The sequence below is a fragment of the Bradyrhizobium sp. NBAIM18 genome (assembly GCF_020193825.1).
GTDB lineage: Bacteria > Pseudomonadota > Alphaproteobacteria > Rhizobiales > Xanthobacteraceae > Bradyrhizobium > Bradyrhizobium yuanmingense.
On record NZ_JADYVO010000009.1, the window covers coordinates 58,438 to 80,517 of the forward strand.

18 protein-coding genes are annotated in these 22,080 nt (G+C 65.7%); 11 read left to right on the forward strand and 7 right to left on the reverse strand.

Features of this window, described 5'->3' with window-relative positions:
• The first annotated feature begins 1 nt into the window (after position 1).
• From I6F17_RS20820 to I6F17_RS20845, 6 genes are all read left to right on the forward strand, one after another.
• Positions 2 to 919 carry a PHB depolymerase family esterase gene (locus tag I6F17_RS20820; RefSeq protein ID WP_225124308.1) on the forward strand — a complete coding sequence of 306 codons (918 nt, stop codon included), beginning with the start codon at positions 2 to 4 and terminating at the stop codon, positions 917 to 919.
• A 128-nt stretch (positions 920 to 1,047) separates the two neighbouring features.
• On the forward strand, positions 1,048 to 1,398 hold the full coding sequence (locus I6F17_RS20825) for a RidA family protein (RefSeq protein WP_025032572.1): 351 nt from the start codon (positions 1,048 to 1,050) through the stop codon (positions 1,396 to 1,398).
• 113 nt (positions 1,399 to 1,511) lie between these two features.
• Positions 1,512 to 1,877, forward strand: a complete 366-nt coding sequence (locus tag I6F17_RS20830) for a nuclear transport factor 2 family protein (protein ID WP_036014140.1) — start codon at positions 1,512 to 1,514, stop codon at positions 1,875 to 1,877.
• A 249-nt stretch (positions 1,878 to 2,126) separates the two neighbouring features.
• On the forward strand, positions 2,127 to 4,712 hold the full coding sequence (locus I6F17_RS20835) for a ligase-associated DNA damage response DEXH box helicase (RefSeq protein WP_225124309.1): 2,586 nt from the start codon (positions 2,127 to 2,129) through the stop codon (positions 4,710 to 4,712).
• Between the two features lie 42 nt (positions 4,713 to 4,754).
• A complete protein-coding gene (gene pdeM / locus I6F17_RS20840; protein WP_225124310.1) occupies positions 4,755 to 5,426 on the forward strand; it encodes a ligase-associated DNA damage response endonuclease PdeM in 672 nt (223 codons plus the stop codon).
• 269 nt (positions 5,427 to 5,695) lie between these two features.
• The gene (locus I6F17_RS20845) at positions 5,696 to 6,127 is read left to right on the forward strand and encodes a hypothetical protein (RefSeq protein WP_197950634.1); all 432 of its coding nucleotides are present in this window, start codon (positions 5,696 to 5,698) and stop codon (positions 6,125 to 6,127) included.
• 61 nt (positions 6,128 to 6,188) lie between these two features.
• On the opposite strand, the gene I6F17_RS20850 is transcribed toward I6F17_RS20845, so the two are convergent.
• Together I6F17_RS20850 and pyrE are read right to left on the reverse strand one after the other, a co-directional pair.
• Entirely contained in the window at positions 6,189 to 6,992 is an 804-nt protein-coding gene (locus I6F17_RS20850; RefSeq protein WP_225124440.1) for a DUF2865 domain-containing protein, read from the reverse strand.
• Positions 6,993 to 7,209: 217 nt separating this feature from the next.
• A complete protein-coding gene (gene pyrE / locus I6F17_RS20855) occupies positions 7,210 to 7,773 on the reverse strand; it encodes an orotate phosphoribosyltransferase (RefSeq protein WP_036014130.1) in 564 nt (187 codons plus the stop codon).
• A 184-nt stretch (positions 7,774 to 7,957) separates the two neighbouring features.
• On the opposite strand from pyrE, the gene I6F17_RS20860 reads away from it, so the two are divergent.
• Complete coding sequence (locus I6F17_RS20860) at positions 7,958 to 8,584, forward strand: glutathione S-transferase family protein (RefSeq protein ID WP_225124311.1); 627 nt, start codon at positions 7,958 to 7,960, stop codon at positions 8,582 to 8,584.
• Positions 8,585 to 8,742: 158 nt separating this feature from the next.
• Here the strand turns inward: I6F17_RS20860 and I6F17_RS20865 are convergent, their stop codons facing one another.
• The 3 genes from I6F17_RS20865 to I6F17_RS20875 all read right to left on the reverse strand — a co-directional run bounded on the left by I6F17_RS20865 (position 8,743) and on the right by I6F17_RS20875 (position 13,938).
• Positions 8,743 to 9,378, reverse strand: a complete 636-nt coding sequence (locus I6F17_RS20865; RefSeq protein WP_225124312.1) for a LysE family translocator — start codon at positions 9,376 to 9,378, stop codon at positions 8,743 to 8,745.
• 142 nt (positions 9,379 to 9,520) lie between these two features.
• Entirely contained in the window at positions 9,521 to 12,619 is a 3,099-nt protein-coding gene (gene polA, locus I6F17_RS20870; protein WP_225124313.1) for a DNA polymerase I, read from the reverse strand.
• Between the two features lie 251 nt (positions 12,620 to 12,870).
• The gene (locus I6F17_RS20875; protein ID WP_036041801.1) at positions 12,871 to 13,938 is read right to left on the reverse strand and encodes an acyltransferase family protein; all 1,068 of its coding nucleotides are present in this window, start codon (positions 13,936 to 13,938) and stop codon (positions 12,871 to 12,873) included.
• A gap of 204 nt (positions 13,939 to 14,142) precedes the next feature.
• Here I6F17_RS20875 and I6F17_RS20880 point away from each other — a divergent pair, with 204 nt between their 5' ends.
• From I6F17_RS20880 to I6F17_RS20895, 4 genes are all read left to right on the forward strand, one after another.
• Positions 14,143 to 15,459: a UDP-glucose/GDP-mannose dehydrogenase family protein gene (locus I6F17_RS20880; protein WP_225124314.1), complete on the forward strand. Its 1,317-nt coding sequence runs from the start codon at positions 14,143 to 14,145 to the stop codon at positions 15,457 to 15,459.
• 129 nt (positions 15,460 to 15,588) lie between these two features.
• Positions 15,589 to 18,063, forward strand: coding sequence for an ATP-dependent helicase HrpB (gene hrpB / locus I6F17_RS20885; protein WP_225124315.1), 2,475 nt, complete (start codon positions 15,589 to 15,591; stop codon positions 18,061 to 18,063).
• Positions 18,064 to 18,190: 127 nt separating this feature from the next.
• Positions 18,191 to 18,703, forward strand: coding sequence for a TIGR02281 family clan AA aspartic protease (locus tag I6F17_RS20890; RefSeq protein WP_157283378.1), 513 nt, complete (start codon positions 18,191 to 18,193; stop codon positions 18,701 to 18,703).
• Between the two features lie 193 nt (positions 18,704 to 18,896).
• On the forward strand, positions 18,897 to 20,396 hold the full coding sequence (locus tag I6F17_RS20895; protein WP_225124316.1) for a phosphomannomutase/phosphoglucomutase: 1,500 nt from the start codon (positions 18,897 to 18,899) through the stop codon (positions 20,394 to 20,396).
• Between the two features lie 159 nt (positions 20,397 to 20,555).
• Here I6F17_RS20895 and I6F17_RS20900 read toward each other — a convergent pair whose 3' ends face one another.
• Entirely contained in the window at positions 20,556 to 21,065 is a 510-nt protein-coding gene (locus I6F17_RS20900; protein ID WP_025032510.1) for an Lrp/AsnC family transcriptional regulator, read from the reverse strand.
• Between the two features lie 97 nt (positions 21,066 to 21,162).
• Positions 21,163 to 22,080, reverse strand: a complete 918-nt coding sequence (locus I6F17_RS20905; protein ID WP_225124317.1) for a sugar kinase — start codon at positions 22,078 to 22,080, stop codon at positions 21,163 to 21,165.

Consider the following 22,080-nt stretch of genomic DNA (forward strand, 5'->3'; position numbering starts at 1 on the left):
CATGCGGCGGCGGATGCGCATCGCCACGCTGATCGCTGCTTTGACGGCAGCTTCGGCTGCGTCCGGCGATACGGTCGATGTCAACGGGGTGAAGCGCTCCTACACCGCGCAACTGCCGGCCAAGCGGCCCGCACCGCTCGTCATCGTGCTGCATGGCAAGACCCAGCGCGGCGCCGACATGGTCACGCGGACGGCCTGGCCGCAGGTTGCCAAGCGCGAGGGCCTTGCCGTTGTGTTTCCGGACGGGCTCAACAACGCATGGGCGGACGCGCGCACCAAGGCGGGGCCGGCCCTGCGCGGACCACCGGTCGGCACCGATGACGTCGCCTTCATCGCAAGGCTGGTCGAGAAGCTGGTGGCCGACGGCACGGCCGATGCGAAGCGCGTCTACGTCGCCGGCGTCTCCAATGGCGGTGCCATGGCGATGACCATGGCCTGCGCGCGGGCCGATCTGTTTGCGGCGGCTGCGAGTGTGATCATGAACCTCAACGACGAAGCCGCCGTCACCTGCCATCCGTCGCGGCCGCTGCCGATGCTGCTCATGAACGGGACGGAAGATCCGCTGGTCCCTTATGAGGGCGGGCGCGGATCGAGCTATTTTGCCGCAGAGGGATTCTGGTCGACGGATGAGACGCTGGCGTTCTGGCGCAGGCTCAATGGCTGCGAGACCGACGACGCCGGGATCACCGACATGCCCGACGCGGCGCCCGCGGACCAGTCCACGGTCACGCGTATCAGCTCGCGCTGTCCGGCTGGGCACGACGTCGTGCTCTATCGCATCAACCATGGCGGCCACCGCATGCCAGGCTTCGCTCCGGATGCCCGCTTCCCGAAGGTCGCCAGAAACCTGCTCGGAGCGCAAAACGGCGACATCGACGGCGCCGAAACGATCTGGACGTTCTTCAGTCGGTTTCCGTGAGCAGCGTTGCTGGTCCACGCATGCGTGTCGGGCAACGCATGCGTGCCGGGCAACGCACGCGTGCCAGGGGGTGGCACAGTGCAAACCGCTGGGCTAGACAGGGCCGCCATTCCAGCCAGGAGATCCAGATGAGCATTCAGCGTTTTGAAACCGGCCCGCGCATGAGCCAGGTCGTCGTGCACGGCAACACCGTCTATCTCGCCGGTGTCGTCGCCAACAAGGCGGCCGGCGAAAGCGTGACGAAGCAGACCCAGGACATCCTGGCGACCATCGACGGCCACCTCGCCAAGGCCGGCACCGACAAGTCGAAGCTGCTCTCGGCCACGATCTACATCACCGACATGAAGACCTTCGCAGAGATGAACGCTGTGTGGGACGCCTGGGTCTCGCCCGGCAATACGCCTGCGCGCGCCACCGTCGAAGCCAAGCTGGCCGCCCCGCAATACACCGTCGAGATCATGGTGACGGCGGCGAAGTAAATTTTGCGAACACCTCACGCGCGTTGATGACCTCCGAGGTAATCGATCAACGCGCGTGAACCTTCGATAGTCACGGTCAGCCGGACAACACGGCGCCATCGAAGGAGAGAACCATGACCGACCCCGTCACCATCGCCCGCCGCTACATCGAGCTCTGGAACGAGCGCAGCGCCGGCCGCCGCCGCGAGCTGCTGAGCGAAAGCTGGACGACGGATGCGAGCTACGTCGACCCCGTGATGAAGGGCGACGGCCAGGACGGCATCGAGGCGCTGATCGCAGGTGTGCAGCAGCGCTTTCCCGATTTCACATTCAAGCTGATCGGCGAGCCCAACGGCTACGGCGATCACATCCGCTTCTCGTGGGGACTTGGCCCTGACGGCGCCGACAGCCCGATCAAGGGCACCGATTTCGCCGTGCTGAAGGACGGCCGGATCAGAAGCGTGACCGGATTTCTCGATCAGGTCCCGGCCGGGGCGTGAGAGCGCTGGCCCTCGTCGCGCAGGCGAGGAGAGGACCGAAATTTGGACCTCACAAGCGGTCGTCATGCCCGGGCTTGTCCCGGGCATCCACGTTCTTCGTGCCGCGGGTAAGACGTGGATGGCCGGGACAAGCCCGGCCATGACGATGTCGAGTCTTTCGTGCCTCAAATGGACAGCGCGTATGCGATCGCCCTGTCGCAGGCCATATCCCCCTCGACGAAGCCATCCCTACGGCTTACCTGTCATGCTGTGCCGCCCCGTATCCTCCAGACATCGACCGAGCCGGCCGCGCTGCTGCCGGGTCGCTTCCAGGCCTGGTTCGCGGCCCGCGGTTGGTCGCCGCGCGCGCATCAATTGGCGCTGCTGGAGAAGGCGCGCGAGGATCGCTCAGCCCTGCTGATCGCACCAACCGGCGCCGGTAAGACGCTGGCCGGATTTCTGCCGACGCTGGTGGAGCTGTCGGCGCAGCCGCTGACACGCGACGCGGGCGCGAAGAAGAACCTCGTCTCCACCGGCCGCAGCGTGCAACGCAGCGGCGGCCTGCACACCCTCTACATCTCGCCGCTCAAGGCGCTCGCCGTCGACATCGCGCGCAATCTCGAGCGACCGATCGACGAGATGGACTTGCCCATCAAGGTCGAGACCCGCACCGGCGATACGCCGGTGTCGCGCCGTCAGCGGCAGCGGCGCTATCCGCCGGACGTGTTGCTGACGACGCCCGAGCAGCTCGCGCTGCTGCTCTCCTCCGACGACGCTCCGTTTCTGTTTTCTTCCCTGAAGCGCATCGTGCTCGACGAGCTGCACGCACTGGTCACGTCCAAGCGCGGCGATCTGCTCTCGCTCGGGCTGGCGCGATTGTGGCGCCTCGCGCCGCAGATGCGCGCGATCGGCTTGTCGGCAACAGTGGCCGAGCCCGAGCAGCTCGCGCGCTTCCTGGTGCCGCAGCCCGACGGCAAGGAGCGCGCAGCCGACATCGTCCTCGCCGGCGGTGCCGCGCCGCCCGTGGTCGAGATGCTCGATACGCGCGAGCGGCTGCCCTGGGCTGGCCACAGTGCGCGCCACGCGCTTCCTGAAATCTACGAGCTGATCAAGGCCAACAAGACCACGCTGGTCTTCGTCAACACCCGCAGCCAGGCCGAGATGCTGTTCCAGAATCTCTGGAGCATGAACGACGATGGCCTTGCCATCGCGCTGCATCACGGCTCGCTCGACGTCGCCCAGCGCCGCAAGGTCGAGGACGCGATGTCGGCGGGCCGGCTGCGTGGCGTGGTCTGCACCTCCTCGCTCGACCTCGGCGTCGACTGGGGTGACGTCGATCTCGTCGTCAATATCGGCGCGCCCAAGGGATCCTCGCGCCTGATGCAGCGCATCGGCCGCGCCAATCACCGCCTCGACGAGGCCTCGCGCGCGGTGCTGGTGCCCGCCAACCGTTTTGAAGTGCTGGAGTGCCGCGTCGCCATCGACGCCATCGCCGAGAATGCGCAGGATACGCCGCCCTTGCGCACTGGCGCGCTCGACGTGCTGGCTCAGCATGTGCTGGGCTGTGCCTGTGGCGAGCCGTTCTTCAGCGACGAGCTCTATGGCGAAGTCCGCACCGCCGCGCCCTACGCAAGCCTGTCGCGGCACGATTTCGACGACGTCGTCGATTTCGTCGCCTCCGGCGGCTATGCGCTGAAGACCTATGAGCGCTTCGCCCGCATCAAGCAGGACAAGGAGGGACGCTGGCGCGTTGCCAATCCAAAGGTGCGGCAGAGCTACCGCATGAATGTCGGCACCATCGTCGAGGACGACATGCTGAAGGTGCGGCTGGTGCGCTCGCGCGGCAGCGGTGCAGGCTCAACCGGCGTGATCGCGCGCGGCGGCCGGCTGCTCGGCGAGATCGAGGAGGCTTTCATCGAGGGCCTCTCGCCCGGTGACACCTTCGTGTTCTCAGGCGAGGTGGTGCGCTACGAGACGCTGGTGGAGGACCAGGTCTATGTCTCGCGCGCGCATGACAAGGACCCCAAGGTGCCGTCCTACATGGGCGGAAAGTTTCCGCTTTCGACCTATCTCGCCGAGCGCGTGCGCCGCCTGCTCGATGATGGCCGCGCCTGGGGCGGCTTGCCGGAGCAGGTGCGCGACTGGCTGTCGCTGCAGAAGGATGTCAGCAGAGTGCCGGCGGTCCGCGAGCTGCTGGTCGAGAGCTTTCCGCGGGCCGACAAGCATTATCTCGTTTGCTACCCCTTCGAGGGCCGTCTCGCGCATCAGACCTTGGGCATGCTGCTGACGCGCCGGCTGGAGCGCGCTCGCGCGCGTCCGCTCGGCTTCGTCGCCAATGAATATGCCGTGGCGATCTGGGGGCTCGGTGATCTCTCCTTCATGATCCGCGACGGGCGGATCGACCTCAACGCGCTGTTCGATCCTGACATGCTCGGCGATGATCTCGAAGCCTGGCTCGCCGAATCCGCGCTGATGAAGCGCACCTTCCGCAACTGCGCGATCATCTCCGGCCTGATCGCCCGCCGCCACACCGGCGAGGAGAAGAGCCGCCGCCAGGTTCTGTTCTCGACCGATCTCGTCTACGACGTCCTGCGCAAGCACCAGGCCGATCACGTCCTGCTCCGCGCCGCGCGGGCCGATGCCGCCACCGGCCTGCTCGATCTTCGCCGTCTCGGCGACATGCTGATGCGCATCCACGGCCGCATCACGCACCGGGAACTCGACCACGTCTCCCCGCTCGCCGTGCCCGTGATGCTGGAAATCGGCCGCGAGTCAGTTTATGGCGAAGCTGCAGACGAGCTTTTGGCCGAAGCCGCCGACGAGCTCGTCAAAGAGGCGATGGAAAGAAGCGGGTAAGACGTGACGGCAGGCGCGCTGATTTCGGGAGATGTCGAGGACATGCGCGTTTCCAGAGTCACGATCAGCGATGTGACCTTCGCGGCCGATCTCTCGGGCGCGCTGTTCTGGGACGAGCAGCGCCTGCTCGTCGTCTCCGACCTGCATCTGGAGAAAGGGTCGAGCTTCGCCACGCGCGGCGTGCTGCTGCCGCCTTACGATACCATCGCGACGCTAGGTCGGCTCGCTGCTGTCATCTCCCGCCATGATCCGCGGATAGTCATCGCGCTCGGCGACAGTTTTCACGACCGCAGCGCGCATGAGCGTCTGTCGGCCGAGGACCGCGACGCGGTGGCCGCACTCCAGACCGGCCGCGACTGGATCTGGATCGCGGGCAATCATGATCCCATGCTGCCGCGCGATCTCGGCGGCACCATCGCGGACAAGGTCGCGATCGGCCCGATCACCTTCCGCCACGAGCCGACCGGCGCCCACGGCGAGATCGCCGGCCATCTGCATCCGAAGGCGCGCGTCTCGGCGCGTGGCCGCTCGATGGAGCGCCGCTGCTTCGCCAGCGACGGGATGCGGGCGGTGATGCCGGCATTCGGTGCTTACGCGGGGGGCCTCAGTATCCGCGACCCAGCCTTCGCAAAGATCTTTCCGGCGAATGGCTTTGTCGCCCATCTCCTCGGCGACCGCCGCGTCCACGCCATCGCGGCGTCGCGCTGCCATTGAGGCGCCGCCGCACTAGGACAGCACTACGATCGGTATTTTTCCGGAATCGCGCAGAGCCCGCTGTCGGTATTAACGTCCGCGCTTGCCGGGGCTGGAATTTCATCCCGAACAAGATTGCAACCGGCAAGGGGTCGCCTCGGGCGGCCCCTTTCGATTCCGTACATGCCTGGAACAAATTAAGAACACTTTAGCAAGTCTTTGATATATCATTGTGATTCGGCGCCTCGCCGATACAATATCTAGCGTCTGTCCGACTTTGCGAGGACTACATGTCCACCATTGCTTTCGACCAGTTTGCCCTCACCCGGATCGCCGATTTCGCGCGCTCGCTGTCACGGCTGCATCAGGCCGCGCGGCGTTACGCCGTCGACGACGACCAGTTCGATCGCGAGTTCAATGCGGTGTGCCAGTCGATCTGGGGCTACACCATCGACGACGTCAGCGACGATCTGTTCTCGCCCGAGGACCATTTGTTTCTCGACACGCTGGACGAGGCGCATGCGCGCATCTTCGCGGCCGAGCAGGGCTATGACCTCGTGGGCGATCAGGGCATGCTGACGGATTGGTGGGGCTTCTGCTGGATGATCCTGGCCGAGAAGCGCGGTCTCCTGACGCCGGAGAACCGCGCCGCCGCGCGCGCCGCGATCGAGGAGAAATATCTGGCCGCGCCGAATGTGATCGGGGTGATCATCGGGAGGTAGTGCCGCAAATTCCGTCATTGCTTTGTTACGCTCGCAATGACGGTGTGGTTACAGGTGAGGCTTAATCCAACCCCGCGCGCTTGGCCGGCTTCGTGGCCGTCTTCGGCACCGTCACATCCGGCAGCGGCTCACGCACGATCTCGTTTGACACCGGCGTTTCTGCCGACACTGTCTCGGCCCGCACCGGAGCCACCTTCATCTCGCCGAGCCGCGCTCGAACCTGCGCGGTGAGACCGGGATAGGAAGCGACCGGGGTGAAATCCGCAGCCTGGTCGTTGCCGACGCGGACGCCGGTATAGGCGACGAGGCCGTCGCTGGTGGCGATCACGTCGCCGGCCTTCAGGGAGGAATCCAGCGCAAGGTCGACCGGGGCCAGACCGACCGGCTCACGGCCGTTGCAGGTGCAGTCGGCGCGCAGCGCCTTGCGATAGGCGAACGCGTTCTCGCTGTCGGCGTAGCGCTCGCCGGTCTGTGAATAGGCACCGTCGATCGACGAGCCGAAATAGACCTTGGTCGCGCTGGCAGGGCAGAATGCCTGACACATCTGCGCGGGCGAGACGAGGCCGCGCATCAGCGGAAAGTATTTCCCGTCGCAACTGCGTACGCAGAAGGCCGGGCCCGAGCCGCCGGCCGCGGCCGAGCGGGTCGGCGGCACATATTGCGGCGTGGCGCCATTCTGCTGGCTGCTGAAGGGATCGACGTGGGAGTTCGCCGGCGGCACCTCGCGCTGCGGCCGCTGCTGCATTCCGCCGAAGAGGAAATCGAACAGGCCTTCGGCCGCAACCGGGGTCGGCGCCGCCAGCAGCGGCGCTGCCAGCATGGCGGCCACAAGCGAAGCGCGACGCCACCGGCGCGCATGGGACATGACTGTACGCAATGCTTACTCCACCCGACGCTACTGAACCGGCTGGGACCGAGAAATCTCAGCACACGATTCACCATAAAGCGGGATGGTAAATGAGCAGTTGAGCGTAGGCGGTTTCAAGACGAGGCGGTGGCCTCTTTAAGGCCGGGCGCAGCTTTGGACGGGTGGTTGCTACCGGGACACATTGAGGCATGACGGCGGAGAAATTTCCGCCACTTCACCCCTTCAAGAATTCCGACGCCTTGTACAGCGAGCGGAACGGCAGGCCAGCCGCACCGAACGTGTCGGTGGCGCCTTCCTCGCGATCGACCATGGTCAGCACCAGCACGACATTGGCCCCGGCCTCGCGCACCGATTCCACCGCCTTCATCGCCGAGCCGCCCGTGGTGGTGACGTCCTCGACGATCACGACGCGCTTGCCCGCCAGCGTCTCGCCCTTGGGCAGGCCCTCGATCGCGAGCTTCGCGCCGTGCTCCTTCGGCTTCTTGCGCACGAAGAAGGCCGCGATCGGATGACCCTTGATCCAGGAGATCTGCGCCAGCGCGCCGGCGAGCGGCACCGCGCCCATCTCGAGCCCGCCGATGAAATCGAGCTGGTCGTCCTTGAGCGCCTCGTAAGTCAGCTCGGCGAGCAGCGTTGCGCCCTCGGGGTCGAGCATGGTCGGCTTGAGGTTGAAGTAGAAATCGCTCTTGCGGCCCGACGCGAGCGTCACCTCGCCGCGGCCGAAGGAGCGCCGGCGGATGATCTCGAACAGGCGGGCGCGGGAGGCGGATTTCGACACGGCGGTCCCTCAAACAGCGTTTTTGGTGGGGGCGGAATTTATCCGCGACCGACGCGACATTCCAGAGGGGGCGTCTCCCGTCAACAGGGATCGGCCATCTCGGTCCGCCGGTTGTGAGGGCGCAACCTTCTGGAGTAGGTGAGGGGGCAAGCCTTCGGGCACGCCTCTTGGGGAAGGACACGGAATGACCGTCGAGCTCTATACCTGGAACACGCCGAACGGCCGCAAGATCTCGGTCGCGCTGGAGGAGATGGGGCTGCCCTACAAGGTGATCCCGGTGAACATCACCAAGGGCGAGCAGATGGCGCCCGAGTTCCTCAAGCTCTCGCCCAACAACAAGATCCCCGCGATCGTCGACCCCGAGGGGCCTGAGGGCAAGCCCGTCAGCATCTTCGAATCCGGCGCGATCCTGCTCTATCTCGGCGAAAAGACCGGCAAATTCCTACCGAAATCGCTTATCCAGCGCATCCCGGTCTACGAATGGCTGATGTGGCAGATGGGCGGCTTCGGCCCGATGCCCGGCCAGGTGCACCATTTCATCGCACTCGAGAACGAGCAGGACCGGGCCTACGGCTTGAAGCGCTTCATGGCCGAGACGCGCCGGCTCTACGGCGTGCTCGACCGCTGCCTCGAGGGGCGCGACTTCGTCGCCGGCGAGCTCTCGGTTGCCGATTTTGCCATCCTGGGCTGGGCCTGGCGCCATCCTCGCCACAAGGTTGATCTGGCCGACTTCCCCAACGTCAAGCGCTGGTACGACGCCCTGATGGCGCGCCCGGCCGTGAAGCGCGGCATGGACGCGAAGCTGGATTGACGTTCTTCCCCTCTCCCCGTTCTTACGGGGAGAGGGTTGGGGTGAGGGGCCTCTCTTGCCACGCGAGATGGGCGAGAGACCTGTACCCCCTCACCCGAATTCGATCTGCGATCGAATTCGACCTCTCCCCGCAGGCGGGGAGAGGTGAAAAAGGGCCCTCACACTTTTTTCGCTTCCACCGCCATCCGCACCGCGAGTCCCGCCAGCACGGTGCCCATCAGCCAGCGTTGCACCAGCATCCAGCTCGGCCGGTTCGCCAGGAACAGCGCGATCGAGCCGGCGGCCAGCGCGATCATCGCGTTGACGCTGACGCTGATCGCGATCTGGATCGCGCCCAGCACCACCGACTGCGTCAGCACGCTGCCCGCTGTGGGATCGATGAACTGCGGCAGCAGCGCCAGATACAGCATCGCGATCTTCGGGTTGAGCAGGTTGGTGATGAAGCCCATCGCGAATAATTTGCGCGGGCTGTCGATGGCGAGCTTCCTCACCTGGAACGGCGAACGCCCACCCGGCTTCACCGCCTGCCAGGCGAGCCAGAGCAGATAGGCGGCACCGGCAAAGCGCAGCGCGTCATAGGCGAAAGGAATGGCGAGCAACAGCGCCGTGATGCCGAACGCCGCGCACAGCATGTAGAACACGAAGCCGAGCGCCACGCCGCCGAGCGAGACGATGCCGGCCGCGCCGCCTTGCGTGATCGAGCGCGAGATCAGGTAGATCATGTTCGGTCCCGGCGTGAGCACGAGGCCGAGGCTGACGAGGGCGAAGCCGAGCAAGGCGGAGGTGTGGGGCATGGTTGAACCGGTGCGGGAGATGCAAAGGTTCTAATATGCGCGGGATCGCGCGGCCATCGCGCAATTGCTCGGAGGACAATCGAGGTCTTGCGCCGGTGTGCTCCCTCGCCCCGGTTCTTACGGGGAGAGGTAAGAGAGTGCGCTAATGCGCCTCGTCCCAATTGTTCGCGGCGCGGGCGTCGACATGCAGCGGCACCGAGAGCAGCACGGCCGGGAACGGCGCGTCCTGCATCACCTTCTGCACGACGGGGAGCGTTGCCTCGACCTCGTCGTCCGGCACCTCGAAGATCAATTCGTCGTGCACCTGGAGCAGCATCTGCGCCGACAGCTTCCTCGCGGCCAGCGCATCCTCCACGCGGGTCATGGCCCGGCGGATGATGTCGGCGGCGGTGCCCTGAAGCCGCGCGTTGATCGCGGCGCGCTCGTTGAAGGCGCGCACCGAGGCATTCGAGGCCTTGATGTCGGGGTAATGGCACTTGCGGCCGAACAGCGTGGTGACGTAGCCGTGGTTGCGGCAGAAATCGCGCGTCTCGTCCATATAGGCGCGGATGCCGGGGAAGCGCTCGAAATACTTCTTGATGTAGGCGGAGGCTTCCTCGCGCGCGATGCCTAGCTGGTTGGCGAGGCCGAAGGCGGAGATGCCATAGATGATGCCGAAATTGATCGCTTTCGCGCGGCGGCGGATCTCGCTCGGCATGCCCTTGATCGGCACACCGAACATTTCCGACGCGGTCATGGCGTGAATGTCGAGCCCATCGCGGAACGCCTGCTTCAGCACGGGAATGTCGGCGATCTCGGCGAGCAGCCGCAGCTCGATCTGTGAATAATCGGCCGAGACCAGCTTGTGCCCGGGCGTGGCGATGAAGGCGCGGCGGATCTTGCGGCCGTCCTCGGTGCGCACCGGAATGTTCTGCAGGTTCGGCTCGTTCGACGACAAGCGCCCCGTCGTGGTCGCAGCCAACGCGTAGGTGGTGTGCACGCGGTGGGTCTGCGGGTTGACGTAGGTCGGCAGCGCGTCGGTGTAGGTCGATTTCAGCTTGGAGACCTGGCGCCACTCCAGAATCTTCTTCGGGAAGTCGTGGCCCTGCTCGGCGAGCTCGTCGAGCACCTGTGCGGTGGTCGACCACGCGCCGGTCTTGGTCTTGGTGCCGCCAGGCAATCCCATCTTGCCGAACAGGATGTCGCCGATCTGCTTGGGGCTGCCGACATTGACCGGCTCGCCCGCGATCTCCTGGATCTCGGCTTCGACGCGCGCCGCGGTTTGGGCGAAGTCGCCGGACAGACGCGACAGCACCTGGCGGTCGATCGAGATGCCGCGCCGCTCCGTGCGCGCGAGCACCGACACCAGCGGCCGCTCCAGCGTCTCGTAGACCGCACTCATGTGCTCGGAAACGAGGCGCGGCTTCAGCACGCGCCACACCCGCAACGCAATGTCGACGCCTTCGGCTGACAGCGGTGCGGCCTTGTCGATCGGCACCTGGTCGAAGGTGATCTTGCCCTTGCCGCTGCCGAGCAGCTCGCTTTCCTTCAGCATGGCATGGCCGAACCAGCGCTCCGACAACGATTCCAGCGCATGCGAGCCGCGGCCGGCATCGAGCACGTAGGAGATCAGCAGCGCATCGTCGATGTTGCGCAGGGTGATGCCGTGCTGCGCCAGCATCACGGCCGTGAACTTGACGTCGAAGCCGATCTTGAGGATGCCCGTCGATTCCAGCACCGGCCGCAGCGCTTGCAGCGCGTCGTCATGCTTGACCTGATCCGGCGCAAGGCCGGCATCGAACAGGCCGGCGCCGCCGCCGGATTGCTTGTGCGCCAGCGGCACGTAGCAGGCCTCGTTCGGCGCCAGCGCCAGCGCGATGCCGCAGAGATCGGCCTGCATCGGATCGATCGAGTTCGCTTTGGTCTCGATCGCGACATGGCCGGCGTCATGGATGCGCGCGATGAAGGCGTCGAGCTCCTTCAGCGTCTTGATCGTCTGGTATTTGCCGCGATCGACGGGGAGCTTGCGCAGCGCCTCTTCGCGCGCGACGGCGAGCGAGATCGGCGCACCCTTCGGGCTCGCAGCCTTGTCCTCCTTGCCTGCCGATTTGTTGGGCTGGTTCGGCCGGGCTGGCGCCGGAGTTCCCGTGCCTGGTGTGGGCACGACGTCCGAAGGCGGCAGCGTCGTGAACACGCTGGCGCCGCTGGCATAGCCGGGATCGGCATCGACATTGGCGGGATCGATCTGCGCATATTCGGCAACGCGCCGCGTCAGCGTCGTGAATTCCATCGCCTTGAGGAAGGCGATCAGCTTGCGCGCGTCGGGCTCGTGGACGGCGAGGTCGTCCAGCGGCACCTCCAGCTCGACCTTGTCGTCGAGCAGCACGAGCTGCCGCGAAATGCGCGCCTTCTCCGCGTTCTCGAGCAGCGCCTCGCGCCGCTTGGGCTGCTTGATCTCGCCGGCGCGGAACAGCAATTGGTCGAGATCGCCATATTCGGTGATCAGCTGCGCCGCGGTCTTGATGCCGATCCCGGGCACGCCCGGCACGTTGTCGGTGGAATCGCCCGCGAGCGCCTGCACCTCGACCACCTTGTTCGGCGGCACGCCGAACTTCTCGATCACCTCCGGGATACCAATGCGGCGGTCCTTCATCGTGTCGTACATGGTGACGCAATCGGTGACGAGCTGCATCAGGTCCTTATCGGACGACACGATGGTGGCGCTGGCGCCGCGCTCGCAGGCCTGTCGCACATAGGTCGCGATGAGATCGTCGGCCTCGAAGCCGATCTGTTCCAGGCAGGGCAGGTCGAAGGCGCGCACGGCTTCGCGGATCAGCGCGAATTGCGGAATGAGATCGTCGGGGGCCGGCGGCCGGTGCGCCTTGTAGTCCGGATAGATCTTGTTGCGGAAGGTGATCTCCGACTTATCGAAGATGATGGCCAGATGCGTCGGCCGGTTGTCCTCGGGCATCTCGCGGAGCAGCTTCCACAGCATGTTGCAGAAGCCGAGCACGGCGTTGACCTGGAGCCCGTCGGATTTGCGGTTCAGCGGCGGCAGCGCGTGATAGGCGCGGAAGATGTAGGAGGAACCGTCGACCAGGAAGACATGGTCGCCCTTGCCGGCCGCCTTCGCCGCGACCGGTTTGGCAGCAGCTGTCGCAGCTTTGGCAACAGGCTTGGTGTCAGCGGCCGCCTTGGGCGCGGCTGTGGTGTCGGCTTTGGCGCTGGTCTTCGGAGATGTCTTCGGCGAGGTTTTGGGCATGGGCCGCAATGTATGAATTTTTGCGGGCTTTGACAGCCTTGGGCAGCGGATTTTTGGCGCGATTCCCACACCCTCGTCGTCCCGGACAAGCGCGCCCTAAGCGCGCGCAGATCCGGGACCCATAGCCACAGGATGTAGTTTTGCGAAGACTCGGGGTTGCCATCTCCCGCCATAACCGCTTCCTGGGGTTATGGATCCCCGCCCCGTGCGCAATTGCGCACTAGGCGGGGGACGGCCTCGGGGAGGGAGCGCTACTCGGCCGCCTGCAATCGCACGCCAGGCTTCTTCGGCGCGATCCAGAATGCCTCCGGCCGCTCGAACAGGAAGCGCGCATTAAGTCGCAACGCGGCCTGCCAGATCACAAGCGATCCAAGCACGCCGGCGATAGTGACGAGCAGCGACACCGTGCCGATATCAGGAATGATGCCGGTGCGCAGCAGCAGCGTCCGCGTCGCCGCCATCGGCAAGAAGAAGGCGAGATAGATCACGATCGAATGCTCGCCGCAGAAGCGGAGGAAGTTGAGCCAGTGCGCCCGCGCGAGCAGCGTGCCCGCGGCGATGATGGCGCAGGCGCCGGCGAAGCCGAGCGCGAGCGAGACGATCGCCCACTCGCTGGCGCCCGCTGCGACGAGGCCGGCATTGATCAGCGCCCAGGCAGCGAGCGCTGCAAGCGCCAGCGCCGGATGCTTCCGCGCCCGGTCCGACAGGGCGAACACGTAGGGCGCGAACAAATAGCCCGAATAGAAATAGATGAAGCGTGCGCAGAACTCGTCGATGGCGGTCCAGCCGGTCGTGATGTGCGCGGTCTCCAGCGCGGCGGCGACGAGCCAGACCGCGAGCGATGGGACCTTGCGTGTCAGTTTCGTGACGACGAAGAAGACCGGCAACAGATAGATGAACCACAGCGTGCCGAACGGCTCGATGAAGGATTCGAGATACAGCAGGCCAACGTGCTGCCAGCTGGTCTCGGCCGCAAAGGCCGGGGCCTTGAAGCCGAATTGGATTGTCACCCAGACGACATAAAAATAGGCGAAATGCACCACCTTGCGGTCGAGATAGGTTCGCCAGTCTCGATCGATCACCAGAGACAGGAACAAGCCCGAAATCAGAAAGAAATCCGGCATCCGGAACGGCTTAGCGAAGGCTACGAGCACGTGCATGAACCCGGTCTGCCCGGCGGCAAGCTCCACCCCCAGCACCGAATGCATCATCACCACCATGACGATGCAGATGCCCTTGGCGTAGTCGACCCAGTCGATACGCGCGCCCGAAGCGGCCGTGGAGGGGCTGGCCGCCGCGATTGTGCCTGATCGTGCCATGGTGTCCCTTTTTCGAGGCGCGTTCCGCCCGTGCCTGTGCGGGCCTGGGGCAGTTTGGAGCCCAGTAGTTTCCGACTTCTTTACCGGTTCAAATCGCGGGCCGGTTTTTGCATGCGGACTGTTCCATGGCCTCGGGAAAATGCTAAACCGCCCCGGATTGGGCTGAGTTGGACGTCCGTTAACCAAGCTGGAACAGGATTTTTCATGCGAATTGCGATGATCGGCACGGGCTATGTGGGATTGGTGTCCGGCGCCTGCTTTGCGGATTTCGGCCACGACGTCACCTGCGTCGACAAGGACGAGAGGAAGATCGCGGCACTCCATCGCGGCGAGATCCCGATCTACGAGCCTGGCCTCGACGAGCTGGTCGCGAACAACGTGAAAGCCAAGCGGCTCGACTTCACCACCGACCTGAAGCAGCCGGTCGCGGATGCCGATGCCGTGTTCATCGCGGTCGGCACGCCCTCACGTCGCGGCGACGGACACGCCGACCTGTCTTACGTCTACGCCGCCGCGAAAGAGATCGCGCAGTCGCTTTCCGGCTTCACCGTGGTGGTGACGAAATCGACCGTGCCGGTCGGCACCGGCGATGAGGTCGAGCGCATCATCCGCGAGGCCAATCCCAAGGCCGACGTGGTTGTCGCCTCGAACCCTGAGTTCCTGCGCGAGGGCGCGGCGATCCGCGATTTCAAATTCCCGGACCGCATCGTGGTCGGCACCTCCGACGAGCGCGGCCGCAAGGTGATGGGCGACATCTACCGCCCGCTGTCGCTGAACCAGGCGCCGCTGATGTTCACCGCGCGCCGCACCGCCGAGATGATCAAATACGCCGCCAACGCGTTCCTCGCGACCAAGATCACCTTCATCAACGAGATCGCCGATCTATCCGAGAAGGCCGGCGCCAACGTGCAGGAGGTCGCGCGCGGCATCGGGCTCGACAACCGCATCGGCACGAAATTCCTGCATGCCGGTCCCGGCTTCGGGGGCTCATGCTTCCCGAAGGACACCAAGGCCCTGATCAAGATCGCGCAGGACTACGACGTCTCCTTGCGCATCGTCGAATCGGTGCTGGCGGTCAACGAGAACCGCAAGCGCGCGATGGCGCGCAAGGTGAGCCAGGCGCTCGGCGGCAATCTGCGCGGCAAGACCGTTGCGGTGCTCGGCCTCACCTTCAAGCCCGACACCGACGACATGCGCGATGCGCCGTCGATCCCGCTGGTAACAGGCCTGATCGACATGGGCGCGAAGGTGAAGGCGTTCGATCCCGTCGGCATGGAGCAGGCCAAGGGCGAATTGCCCGATATCACCTATTGCGAGGACGCCTATGCCTGCGCGCAAGGCGCCGACGCGCTCGTCATCGTCACCGAATGGGTCCAGTTCCGCGCGCTCGATCTCGACCGGTTGAAGGCGACCATGGCGCAGCCGATCGTCGTCGACCTCCGCAACATCTACCGCCCCGAAGACATGGAAGCCGCCGGCTTTGTGTACGAAAGTGTCGGGCGGCCGCCGGTGCAGGGCTGATTGCTGCATATTCTCGTTCAACGAAATCGTCATGGCCGGGCTTGTCCCGGCCATCCACGTCTTGTTCACTCTCGCCTGAAAGAACGTGGATGCCCGGCACAAGGCCGGGCATGACGACCGGATGTTTCCTTGCCCCGCAGTTTCGACACGCCCCTCCCGATCGATGCCGTGCTCGACGATTTGTCGCGTACGCTGGAGGCTAGCAACGCCGCAGTGCTGGTGGCCCCTCCCGGCGCCGGCAAGACCACGCGCGTGCCGCTGGCCTTGCTCGATGCGCCCTGGGCCAAGGACAAGAAGATCATCGTGCTGGAGCCGCGCCGCATCGCCGCGCGCGCCAGTGCCGACCGCATGGCCAAATCGCTCGGCGAGCGCGCCGGCGAAACCGTCGGCTATCGTGTCCGCTTCGGCTCGAAGATCTCGCGCGCCACACGCATCGAGGTGGTGACCGAGGGCATCTTCACCCGCCAGATCCTCGACGATCCCGAACTCTCCGGCGTTGCCGCGATCCTGTTCGACGAATTTCATGAACGCTCGCTCGACGCCGACATGGGCCTCGCGCTGGCGCGCGATGCGCAAACCGGCTTGCGCGAGGATTTGCGCATCCTGGTGATGTCGGCGACGCTCGACGGTGCGCGGGTGGCAAGGCTGCTCGGCGATGCCCCCGTCGTCGAAAGCGAGGGCCGTGCGTTTCCGGTCGAGACACGCTATCTCGGCCGAAAGGTGGATGCACCGATCGAGCGGCAGATGGCGGATGCGATCGCATCTGCGCTGCGCGCCGATAGCGGCTCGGTGCTGGCCTTCCTGCCGGGTGCCGCCGAGATCCGCCGCACGCAGAATTTCCTCTCCGAGCGCGTGCAGGACGCCTCCGTCGAGATCGTGCCGCTGTTCGGCGCGCTCGATGCTGCCGTGCAGGACCGCGCCATCGCGCCGGCTCCCAGAGGCACGCGCAAGGTGGTGCTGGCGACCTCGATCGCGGAGACCTCGCTCACCATCGAGGGCGTGCGCATCGTCGTCGATAGCGGTCTTGCCCGCGTGCCGCGCTACGAGCCCGATATCGGCCTGACGCGGCTCGAGACCGTGCGCGCCTCGCGCGCGGCGGTGGACCAGCGCCGCGGCCGTGCCGGCCGCACCGAGCCCGGCGTCTGCTACCGGCTCTGGGACGAACCGCAGACCACCTCGCTCGCGCCCTACACGCAGCCGGAAATCCTCAGCGCCGATCTGTCCTCGCTGGTGCTCGATCTCGCGCAATGGGGCGTCAGCGATCCCGCGGCTCTGGCGTTCCTCGATCCGCCGCCGCAGCCGGCCTGGAAGGAAGCCAAGAGCCTGCTGAGCGAGCTCAACGCGCTCGACGGCGACGGCCGCATCACGGCGGAAGGCAAGAGCCTGCGCGCACTGGCGCTGCCGCCGCGGCTGGCGCGCATGATCGTGGATTCGCATCGCGCCGGCGAGGGCGAAGCCGCCGCCGAGATCGCGGCCATCATCACCGAGCGCGGCCTTGGCGGCGACAGCGTCGATCTCGAGCACCGCCGCGACCAGTTCCGCCGCGACCGCTCACCACGCGCGGCAAGCGCGCGCGATCTCGCGCGCCGCTGGGCTTCGCAGGTCGCGGCGTCGGAGAAGGTGGCGCAGCAGGAGGATCTCTCGACCGGCCTGATGCTCGCCTATGCATTCCCGGACCGCGTCGCGCGCAATCGCGGCAATGGCAGCTTCGTGCTGGCCAACGGCCGCGGCGCCTCTGTCGAGCAGACCTCCTCGCTCGCCCGTGCGCCCTACATCGCGATCGGTGAGATGACCGGGACGGCGGCGAGCGGACGCATCTTGCTCGCTGCACAAATCACCGAGGACGAGATCGAGCGGCATTTCGCCGAGCATATCGAGACCTCCGACGAGATCTCCTTTGATCGCGGCGCGATGGCCCTGCGGGCACGGCGCAAGCGCGTGCTGCACGCGATCACGCTGTCCGAGGCGACGCTTTCAGTATCGCCCTCGGAGGAGACCGCGCGCATCTTTGCCGACGGACTGATTGCGGCCGGCCTCGACCGGCTGCCCTGGTCGAAGGCCGCCAGGCAATGGCGCGACCGCGTGATGTTCCTGCGCAAGGCCGAGGGCGACAGCTGGCCCGATTTGTCCGACGACGGTCTGATCGCGCGGCGCGACGACTGGCTGGTGCCGGCGCTCTACGACAAGATCGCGCTCAAGGACATCTCCGCGGGCGATCTCTCCGACGCCCTGATGGCGCTCCTGCCTTGGGAGATGCGCGCGCGGCTCGATCGCGAGGCGCCGACGCATTTCGAGGCGCCTACGGGGAGCGTGCTCGCGATCGACTACGAGGCCGAGCAGGGGCCGACCATCGCGGTCCGGCTGCAGGAATTGTTCGGCCTCAACACCCATCCCTCGATCGCCGCCGGCAAGGTGCCGCTGGTGCTGGAATTGCTGTCGCCGGCCCAGCGTCCGGTGCAGGTGACGCGCGATCTGCCCGGCTTCTGGCGCGGCAGCTACGCCGCCGTCCGCTCCGACCTGCGCGGCCGCTACCCGCGTCACCCCTGGCCCGACGATCCCGCGAGCGCCGTGCCGACAAGGCGGGCGAAGCCGCGCGGGACGTGAGAACTCGTAGCCGGCATTAACCCTCCGCTCATCCTTTTCGTCAAAATGACAGGAGCCCCGGCGTGCCTGCGCTCGCCGCCCGCCTCGTCGCGTGATGAAATCGGGCTTTCGGCTCGGAAGTGGTGTGATGCGTAACATTATGATCATCGCGGCCGTCATGATCGGCCTCGGCACCTTCATGGCGCAGATGGCGGACAAGATGAGCTCGGCTTCCGCCACGTCAGTGCCGCGCACGACGGTCGCAGTCGCGGCCACAGCGCCGGCCGGCGGCCGCAGCCTGGCCATTGCCCGTGACGCCCGCGGTCATTTTCAGACCGAGGGCCGCATCGACGGCCAGCGCATCGGCTTCATGATCGATACCGGCGCCTCCGTCGTTGCGCTGAACGAGACCTCGGCCGCCCGGTTTGGTCTCCGTCCCTCGCGCGGCGACTACAACGCCACGGTCTCCACCGCCAACGGCACCATCAAGGCCGCGCGCACCCGCATCGCCATGCTCGACGTCGGCGGCCTCATCGTGCGCGACGTCGATGCCATGGTGCTGCCGGACGAGGCGCTGTCGGAGAACCTGCTCGGCCTCTCCTTCCTGTCCCGCCTGAAGCGTTTTGAGTACGCGAACGGGCAGATGGTGCTGGAGCAGTAGAGGCACCCCGCGCCATCGCGCGGTCCTCAATTTCAAGAAGACATTCTTGCTCTGGCCGCCCTCCCGGTAACGTTTCTTCGTTACCAAACTGCCGCAATTATCGGCCATAAGCCTTCATTCCCGCCTTTCGCTGCGGTTTGGCATTCGCTAAGCCTGCAGCAACTCCCGCCCCCCCTTTCACGAGACCGACTCAATGTTCCCGAAGCCGAAATCCGTATTGTTGCCCAACACCTACGCCTTCGAATCCGAGCCGATGGTGAAGCCGACAGGCTTTCGCGAATACGACGCGCGCTGGTTGTTCCAGAAGGAAATCAACCTGATGGGTGTGCAGGCGCTCGGCATGGGGCTCGGCGCGCTGATTGCCGAGCTCGGCGTCCGCCAGGAGATCGTCACCGGCCACGATTTCCGTGGCTACTCGGCCTCGATCAAATACGCGCTGATCTCCGGCCTGATGGCGGCGGGCTGCAAGGTGCACGACATCGGCCTTGCGGTGACGCCGATGGCCTATTTCGCACAGTTCGATCTCGACGTGCCCGCTGTTGCGATGGTCACGGCCTCGCACAACGACAATGGCTGGACCGGCGTGAAGATGGGCGCCAACCGCCCGCTGACCTTCGGCCCCGACGAGATGACGCGGCTGAAGGAAATCGTGCTCAACGCCGAGTTCAAGAACAAGGCCGGCGGCTCCTATCAGTTCCACGAGAATTATCCGGCGCGCTACATCGCCGACCTCACCTCTCGTCCGAAGCTTAAGCGCAAGCTCAAGGTGGTCGCGGCCTGCGGCAACGGCACCGCCGGTGCATTCGCGCCGCAGGTGCTGGAAGCGATCGGCTGCGAGGTGATCCCGCTCGACACCGAGCTCGACCACACCTTCCCGAAATACAACCCGAATCCGGAAGACATGGAGATGCTGCACGCGATCCGCGACGCAGTGCTGCAGCACAAGGCCGATGTCGGCCTCGGTTTCGACGGTGACGGCGACCGCTGCGGCGTGGTCGACAACACCGGTGAGGAGATCTTTGCCGACAAGGTCGGCGTGATGCTGGCGCGCGACATGTCGGCGATCCACAAGGACGCGCAGTTCATTGTCGACGTGAAGTCCACCGGCCTGTTCATCACCGATCCCGTGCTGCAGAAGCAGGGCGCGAAGACCGCTTATTGGAAGACCGGTCATTCCTACATGAAGCGCCGCACCAACGAGACCGGCGCGCTCGCGGGCTTCGAGAAGTCCGGCCACTTCTTCTTCAACAAGCCCCATGGCCGCGGTTATGACGACGGCCTGGTCTCGGCGCTCGCGATCTGCGACATGCTCGACCGCGCGCCCGGCAAGTCGATGGCCGATTTGAAGAACGCGCTGCCGAAGACCTGGTCGTCGCCGACCATGTCGCCGCATTGCGCCGACGAGACCAAATACGGCGTCATCGACAAGGTGGTGAAGCACTTCGAAGGTCTGCAGGCCAAGGGCGCGAAGATCGGCGGCCAGGCGATCCGCGATCTCGTCACCGTCAACGGCGTCCGCGTCACCGTGGAGGACGGCAGCTGGGGCCTGGTGCGCGCCTCCTCCAACAAGCCCGAGCTCGTCGTCGTGGTCGAGAGCCCGGTCTCCGAGCAGCGCATGCACGACATGTTCGAGATGGTGAACAGCGTGCTGCGCACGCATCCCGAAGTCGGCGAGTACAATCAGAAGATCTGAGTGGCGTCCGGGAAGCACAACTCGCGCCACACTCTCGCTGTCATGCCCCGCGCAGGCGGGGCATCCAGTACGTCGCGGCCTCTCGGCTCAATCACTGCTGTCTCTGGAATACTGGATCGCCCGATTAAATCGGGCGATGACACTTCCGTGTCGCGTAAACTACGCCGCCACCACCGCCGGGATCGGCAGCGCCGTCACCGACTTGATCTTCTCCATCGCGAAGCGCGAGGTGACGTTCTTCAGCGGCACGGCGCTGATCAGCTTCTTGTAGAACACGTCATAGGCCTGCATGTCCGCGACCACGACGCGCAGCATGTAGTCGACGTCGCCGGCCATGCGATAGAACTCCATCACCTCCGGCATGGCGCTGACGGCCTCGGCGAACCGCTTCAGCCAGGCATCCGAATGGTCGGAGCTCTCGACCGACACGAACACGGAGATGCCGAGCCCGATCTTGTTCTGGTCGACGAGGGCGACGCGCTTGATGATCACGCCGTCGGCCTCCAGGCGCTGGATGCGCTTCCAGCAGGGGGTCGAGGACAGGCCGACTCGGTCGCCGATCTCGGCGACGGAGAGGGAGGCGTCTTCCTGGAGTACCATCAGGATCTTGCGGTCGATGGCGTCGAGGCGGCGGCTGGTCTCGGGAATTTGGACGGCGACGTCAGTCATTCGAAGAACTTTGTTTCATTTCAGGGGCAGATTTCCCTGATATAGAGAAAATCTTTCCACGGCAAGCCCATAATCTCGGCGCTTCCATGGAATCGCTCTAGAGCTTGCCTTGTAAAAGCTCTTCAACTTCAGCGCGTTGCGGGGCGGCCAGCCCGCCGCCATGGCGGGTGCATTTCAGCGCCGCTGCGGCCGCGGCGAATCGCATTGCCTCCCTTACGCCCTTACCCTCAGCGAGGCCGAGCGCGAACGCGCCATGGAAGACGTCGCCGGCGCCGAGCGTATCGACCGCCTGGACCGGGAAGGCTGGTGTTTCCTCCAGCGCGCCCGCCCGGTTCAGCCAGATCGCGCCGCGCGGGCCCCTTGTGGCCGCGAGGAAGGCGGGCGTCAGCTCCGCCAGGCGCTTCAAGGCCGCGCCATTGTCAGCGATGCCGGCCGTCTCCTGCAGCTGGGCGCTGGCGAACAGCAGATGCGAGGCGGCCGTGAGCAGGCCGTCCTGCAGCGCCATCGCGCGGTCGACGCCGACGATGACGGGAATGCCGCGCCGGCGCGCCTCGGTGCAAAGCGAGGTGGCGAACGCCGCGCAGCGGCTTTCGACGAGCACTGCCTGACAATCGGCGAGCAAGGCGTCGGCCTCGGGCAACTTCACGGTCCACAGCGCGGGATCGCGATAAATGGTGAGCGTCCGCTCGCCCGAGGGCTCGATCATGATCGCCGAGACCGGCGTGCTCAGGCCAGGCATGCGCACGATGTGCGTGGTCTCGATGCCCTCTTGCGCCATCTGCGCCAGAATGAAAGCGCTCGACGTCTCCCGCGCATCAGCCATCGGCCCCGCGAAGGCGACGCGGCCGCTGAGCCGCGCCATCGCGATGGCGGCGTTGAGCGCGTTGCCGCCGCAAATCTCGGCGAGATGGCTGGCGTTCGCCTTGCCGCCGCGTTCGGGCAGGGCCTCGACGCGCAGGATGAGATCGCGCACCGGCATGCCGATGCAGAGGGTGCGCGGCGCGATCCCGGCCAT

Bases quoted from the DNA above. Each gene is read 5' to 3' on its own strand.
- I6F17_RS20820 (WP_225124308.1), top strand. From the start codon at position 2: ATGCGGCGGCGGATGCGCATCGCCACGCTGATCGCTGCTTTGACGGCA.
- I6F17_RS20825 (WP_025032572.1), top strand. From the start codon at position 1,048: ATGAGCATTCAGCGTTTTGAAACCGGCCCGCGCATGAGCCAGGTCGTC.
- I6F17_RS20830 (WP_036014140.1), top strand. From the start codon at position 1,512: ATGACCGACCCCGTCACCATCGCCCGCCGCTACATCGAGCTCTGGAAC.
- pdeM (WP_225124310.1), top strand. From the start codon at position 4,755: ATGCGCGTTTCCAGAGTCACGATCAGCGATGTGACCTTCGCGGCCGAT.
- I6F17_RS20845 (WP_197950634.1), top strand. From the start codon at position 5,696: ATGTCCACCATTGCTTTCGACCAGTTTGCCCTCACCCGGATCGCCGAT.
- I6F17_RS20850 (WP_225124440.1), bottom strand. From the start codon at position 6,992: ATGTCCCATGCGCGCCGGTGGCGTCGCGCTTCGCTTGTGGCCGCCATG.
- I6F17_RS20860 (WP_225124311.1), top strand. From the start codon at position 7,958: ATGACCGTCGAGCTCTATACCTGGAACACGCCGAACGGCCGCAAGATC.
- I6F17_RS20865 (WP_225124312.1), bottom strand. From the start codon at position 9,378: ATGCCCCACACCTCCGCCTTGCTCGGCTTCGCCCTCGTCAGCCTCGGC.
- polA (WP_225124313.1), bottom strand. From the start codon at position 12,619: ATGCCCAAAACCTCGCCGAAGACATCTCCGAAGACCAGCGCCAAAGCC.
- I6F17_RS20875 (WP_036041801.1), bottom strand. From the start codon at position 13,938: ATGGCACGATCAGGCACAATCGCGGCGGCCAGCCCCTCCACGGCCGCT.
- I6F17_RS20880 (WP_225124314.1), top strand. From the start codon at position 14,143: ATGCGAATTGCGATGATCGGCACGGGCTATGTGGGATTGGTGTCCGGC.
- I6F17_RS20890 (WP_157283378.1), top strand. From the start codon at position 18,191: ATGCGTAACATTATGATCATCGCGGCCGTCATGATCGGCCTCGGCACC.
- I6F17_RS20895 (WP_225124316.1), top strand. From the start codon at position 18,897: ATGTTCCCGAAGCCGAAATCCGTATTGTTGCCCAACACCTACGCCTTC.
- I6F17_RS20900 (WP_025032510.1), bottom strand. From the start codon at position 21,065: ATGACTGACGTCGCCGTCCAAATTCCCGAGACCAGCCGCCGCCTCGAC.
- I6F17_RS20905 (WP_225124317.1), bottom strand. From the start codon at position 22,080: ATGGCCGGGATCGCGCCGCGCACCCTCTGCATCGGCATGCCGGTGCGC.